Here is a 4,948-nt window from a genome sequence, read left to right as displayed (position 1 = left end):
AGCTCCTGACCGGCTTTGACTTTTGCGCCAGCATCAACCGCGAAAACAACCATGCCACCATGTGACGCCATCACGCGATCCACACCGGCAAGCGGGGTGGCATCACATTTGGCGTCCGGCAGTGGGCCCGGATCACCTGCAATCAGGCCACGGCGCTGCAGGAACTTGAACAGATTGGCGGCGTCTGCGATTGCGTACTCATCATAGACATCGCGATCACCACGCAGCTCGATCGTGGTGGCCAGTGTCGCCATCGGGATCGGGAATTTGTCGCCATAGGCACGGCGAAGTTCGACCCAGGGGCGGCTGAATGCCTCGTCAAACGGGTTGTCACCACTGATTTCTGCAATCAGGCTGCACTCTGATCCGATCTGTGCCGAAAGATCCGCGGCATCCGGCCAGTTATGGTCGCTGATGTAAAGATGCATCGGTGCTTCCCAGTCGCAATGCAAGTCCATGACGTAATCGGCATCAATCGCAAGCTCCGCCAGCGTCAGACGCAAATCCTGCAGATCTGTCAGCGGGCTGACATCCTTGCGGTGTTCCTTGATCAGGCGGCGCAACTCGGTCCGGATCAATGCAACGTTGGCCTTGGCATCCTGACCAAGTTTGCCGTCAACAGCATTGATAAGTGCCGCACTCAGATCCGGATAGTGACGGTTAAAGTTCTGACCACTACGCATTTCGAACCGTCCGAGCGGCTTCATATCGACATACTGGGTAAAACCGATCGGATTGGCGAAGGGAACAACAACTATTTCGCCGGTAATGTCGCCCTTGGCGTCGGCTTCCTTCAGAAGTGCTTCAAGATGGTGCAGCGTAATGACGCCGGGCAATTCATCTGCATGCAGGGCAGCCTGGAAATAGGCCTTTGGACCTTGGCCCAGTTTGCCAAAGCGCCGCACGGTTAAAGCGCGCGAGGTGCCCATTTGGGGGCGGACGAGTTCAATGCGTTCTTCTTGCATTTGGATATCCTGAAAGGTGGTGGCGTGGGGCAAATCAACCCGGCCGGATCAAGGCACCTTCGACGCCACGCCGACAGGTACCTGTCTCCGAATACCGGGTTTGATCGGGTATTTTTTAGGCCGAGGTTGCTGCTTTTGCTCTGCCTGTTTTGGGTTCGTTGCGCTGCTCACTGCGACGCAGATAGCGTTCGATCCCCTTGAATCCAAAAGTCAGCGAGTAAACGATAATCAAATAGATCACACCGGCCGATATGAACGCCTCATAGGGAAGGGCGGTACGCGCAACAATCTTACGCGCAGCACCGGTGAGTTCCATCATGGTCACGGTCGATGCCAGCGACGTCGCCTTGAGGGTAAAGATCACATCGTTGGTGTAGGCAGGCCAGATCATCTGCCACATGCGGGGAAAGATAATGCGCCGATAGGTAATCCACGGCGACATGCCGCACGCACGGGCTGCTTCGAGTTCACCATTGGGCACATTCTGGATGCCACCACGCATGATTTCGGCAACATAGGCCGCCGTGTTCAGAACGAAGGTCAGCAGGCAGTACCAATACGGGTCGCGCAGATAGGTCCAGGTCCAATGATCTTGAATGCCGTCGATGTTGGCAATCAGTTGCCCGACGCCATAATACATCATGAACAACTGCCCGATCAGCGGCGTTCCACGGAACACATAGATGAAGGCAAAGGGCAGGGCCTGTATCCAGACCTTCTTCGAAACACGCGCCACAGCCAACGGAATGGCCAAAAGCGTGCCAAGAGTTACCGAAATCACAAGCAACTCGATGGTCAGCAAAAAGCCGCGCCATAGCCAGGTGTCGTACTTGCCAAGAACGTATATGAAATCTTCAAACATCTGCTACGCCCTCGCCACACCGCGGGCAGCCCGCTTTTCAAGATAGTTGAAGACCAGCAGCGAAACCGTTGTAAATGAAAGGAATATAAGCATCGCCACCAGATAGAAAGTGAACGGTGCCTTCTCTGTTCCGGCGCCAATGGCGGCCTTTCGCATAATTTCCTCGACACCGACAACCGAAATAAGCGCGGTGTCCTTGATCAGGACCTGAAACAGGTTGTTTAGCCCGGGCAGGGCGAAACGCCAAAGTTGCGGCAGTTTGATGCGCATGAAAATCTGCATCGGTGTCATGCCGCACGCTGTCGCGGCCTCGATCTGACCAATGGGGATCGATTGCATGGCGGCTCGGAAAACTTCGGATGCGAATGCGCCCTGAACTAGGGCCAAAGCAGCAACACCTGACCAGAATGCGGGGATATCCACGCGGGTTTCCTCGCCGGAAATCGCTTCGGCAAGGCTTTGGACAGCAATGGTGCCGCCGAAATAAATCAACAAAATAACAAGCAGCTCGGGAATGCCGCGAATAAGAACGGTATAGCTTTCCCCGATCACACGCAGTGTGCGATAGCGCGACAGCTTTGCTGAGGCGCCCAATAAACCAATAACAATCATGAATGGCAAAACGGTTAGGCAAAGCTGAACTGTGACCAGTCCCCCTTCAAGCATCTGCCAGCCGCGGCCGTATAAATCAAGCATGGTATCTCCAGCTTTCCTTGATGCCGAACGTGCTTTTCACCCCTGATTAAAAGCAACACCCAACAATAAGGGAGGGGCGGCGAACAATTCGCCGCCCCGGATAGATAAGGCAGATCAATTCGGATGCAGATCGATCGCCGGGAAGTATTTCTTGTTCAGTTCTTCGTAAGAACCGTTTTCAAGCATTTCAGCCAGGGCTTTGTTGAAGATTTCCTTCAGGTCCTGGTCTTCCTTGCGAATACCGATACCGGCACCTTCGCCAAACCATTCGGTCGGTGCGAACTGGTTGGAAACGAAGCCGTAACCGTTACCTTCTTCGGAGCTTACCCAAGCGTCAAGCGTGCCCGAGTCAGCAAGGGTCGCGTCGACACGGCCAGCGGTCAGGTCAAGCAGGGCTTCGTCCTGAGTGCCGTACATGCGGATTTCGATACCCGGGAAGTTGTCTTCAAGGAAGTTTGCGTGCGTGGTCGAACGCTGAACACCGATCACCATGCCATCAAGCGCGTCTTCGATGACTTCGCCGTCTTTGTACGCGGTGATGCTCATGCCGTCCTTACCAACGAACACTGCCGGCGTGTTGCTGTAATAGTCGGAGAAATCGATGGAGCGCTTGCGCTCTTCGGTGATCGACATCTGAGCAATGATCGCGTCATATTTCTTGGCCAAAAGACCCGGGATCATGCCGTCCCAGTCCTGAGCAACGATTTCGCATTCGATCTTTGCGGTTTCGCAAAGCTTGTTGGCAAAATCAACGTCGAAACCGATGAGGTTGCCATTATCGTCCATCATGTTGAACGGAGGGTAGGCACCCTCGGTCGCGATAACGACTTTTTCCCAGGCAGCACTTGCTGCCGAAGCACTCAGTGCAATGCCAATTGCTGCGGCAGATGCAACCTTGATCCAGTTTTTCATTCATAGTCTCCCTTGTTGATTGGAATGGCGCGCAACGACGTGCTCCCATTCTTGCGGCCAGAGCCAACCAGGCCCTGGTCTGCCCAAATCAGAAATCGCGCTGAAGAAACTGCTTCATGCGTTCCGATTTTGGATTCTCGAATACATCGGTCGGATTGCCGAATTCCTCAACCCGTCCCTGATGCAAATACATCACATGACTTGATACACCGCGCGCAAAGCCCATCTCGTGGGTCACGACAAGCATCGTGCGGCCTTCTTCGGCAAGATCGGTCATAACCCTGAGAACTTCACCGACGAGTTCCGGATCAAGTGCCGAAGTCGGCTCGTCAAACAGCAAGACGTCAGGTGAAATCGCAAGCGCGCGCGCAATGGCTGCACGCTGCTGCTGGCCGCCAGAGACATGACCGGGATAATAATCCCGACGTTCATACATCCCGACCTTTTGCAGCAACGCGTCTGCGTTTTCGATTGCTTCTTTTCTCGGAACACCAAGCACGTGGATCGGTGCTTCGATAACATTCTCAAGAATGGTCAGGTGGCTCCAAAGATTGAAGCTTTGAAACACCATCGCAAGCTTGGTGCGAATACGCTGAAGCTGCTTCTTATCGGCGGCTTCCTGTGAGCCATCCTTGAGCCTCTTCATGCGGATCAGTTCACCTTTGACGTGAACAGCGCCAGCATTGGGCGTTTCAAGCAGGTTGATACATCTCAGAAACGTACTTTTGCCCGAACCGGACGAGCCAATAATCGAAATCACGTCCCCGGTATTGGCCGTAAGATCAATTCCTTTAAGAACTTCATGGTCCCCAAAGCTTTTGAACATCCCTTCGACCTGTAGGGCGGGTATGTCTTTGCTCATAACGAGTTTAAATTATCCCTGTTGAGAGTCTTCATTCTTCGTTCGTCTTAGCATCCCGAATAGGATGCTCCCCCACAAGACACGCCAAAGCGCCTCTCATTCCGTCAATAATTGCCTGTCCAACGAGAGCATTTCCACTGATATTTTGCAGTTTTATGAAGAAAACTGCGGTTTCAGACGGTTACACATCACCATTAACGACCGCATTGCACAAATCGTGCAGCAGTAAGGGATTTTACGCAATAAAAAACTACATGGATTTTAGGGAGAAGATGCGCCCACGACGGAATCCGGCCGGTGGTTGGTAAAAACGACGGTTTCAAACCATGCAAACCAGTGACCGTTTGTTATCTAGTCGTTGTCGCGCACAGATTTCAGGAAGCCGATAACTTCTTCCCTGAGACGTTGGGCAAGTTTTCGCAATTCCTGGGAAGACGAAAGGAGCGAGTTGGCTTCCTCACTTACCATGTTGGCGGTATCAGAGACGGCCGACACGTTCTGCGAGACTTCCTGTGTGCCCGATGCTGCACGTTGAACGCTGTCTGCAATCTCTTGTGTCGCAGCCCCTTGTTGCTCAACCGCGGCTGCAATGGCATTGCAGAATTCGTTGATCCGCTCGATCGTTCCGGAAATAGACCTGATTTCGGAAAC

At 53.3% G+C, this 4,948-nt stretch carries 5 protein-coding genes and 1 pseudogene; all 6 read right to left on the bottom strand.

All coding sequences use genetic code 11. The annotated features are described in order from the left end of the window. Positions 1 to 965, bottom strand: a 965-nt coding sequence (locus tag B3Z49_RS18840) for a succinylglutamate desuccinylase/aspartoacylase family protein (protein WP_296993696.1), incomplete at its 3' end; no start/stop codon positions are given. 115 nt (positions 966 to 1,080) lie between these two features. Further along, a complete protein-coding gene (locus B3Z49_RS18835) occupies positions 1,081 to 1,827 on the bottom strand; it encodes an ABC transporter permease (RefSeq protein WP_008891029.1) in 747 nt (248 codons plus the stop codon). 3 nt (positions 1,828 to 1,830) lie between these two features. Further along, positions 1,831 to 2,523: an ABC transporter permease gene (locus B3Z49_RS18830; protein ID WP_296993620.1), complete on the bottom strand. Its 693-nt coding sequence runs from the start codon at positions 2,521 to 2,523 to the stop codon at positions 1,831 to 1,833. Positions 2,524 to 2,637: 114 nt separating this feature from the next. Further along, the gene (locus tag B3Z49_RS18825; RefSeq protein WP_296993619.1) at positions 2,638 to 3,435 is read right to left on the bottom strand and encodes a transporter substrate-binding domain-containing protein; all 798 of its coding nucleotides are present in this window, start codon (positions 3,433 to 3,435) and stop codon (positions 2,638 to 2,640) included. Positions 3,436 to 3,523: 88 nt separating this feature from the next. Beyond that, entirely contained in the window at positions 3,524 to 4,285 is a 762-nt protein-coding gene (locus B3Z49_RS18820; protein WP_343834339.1) for an ABC transporter ATP-binding protein, read from the bottom strand. A 363-nt stretch (positions 4,286 to 4,648) separates the two neighbouring features. Further along, positions 4,649 to 4,948, bottom strand: a pseudogene (locus B3Z49_RS18815) (methyl-accepting chemotaxis protein); the annotation flags it as partial.

The sequence above is a fragment of the Thalassospira sp. UBA1131 genome (assembly GCF_002311515.1).
Lineage (GTDB): Bacteria > Pseudomonadota > Alphaproteobacteria > Rhodospirillales > Thalassospiraceae > Thalassospira.
Note: the sequence above shows the minus strand (reverse complement) of the source record. Positions and strands in the feature narration are given on the sequence as shown.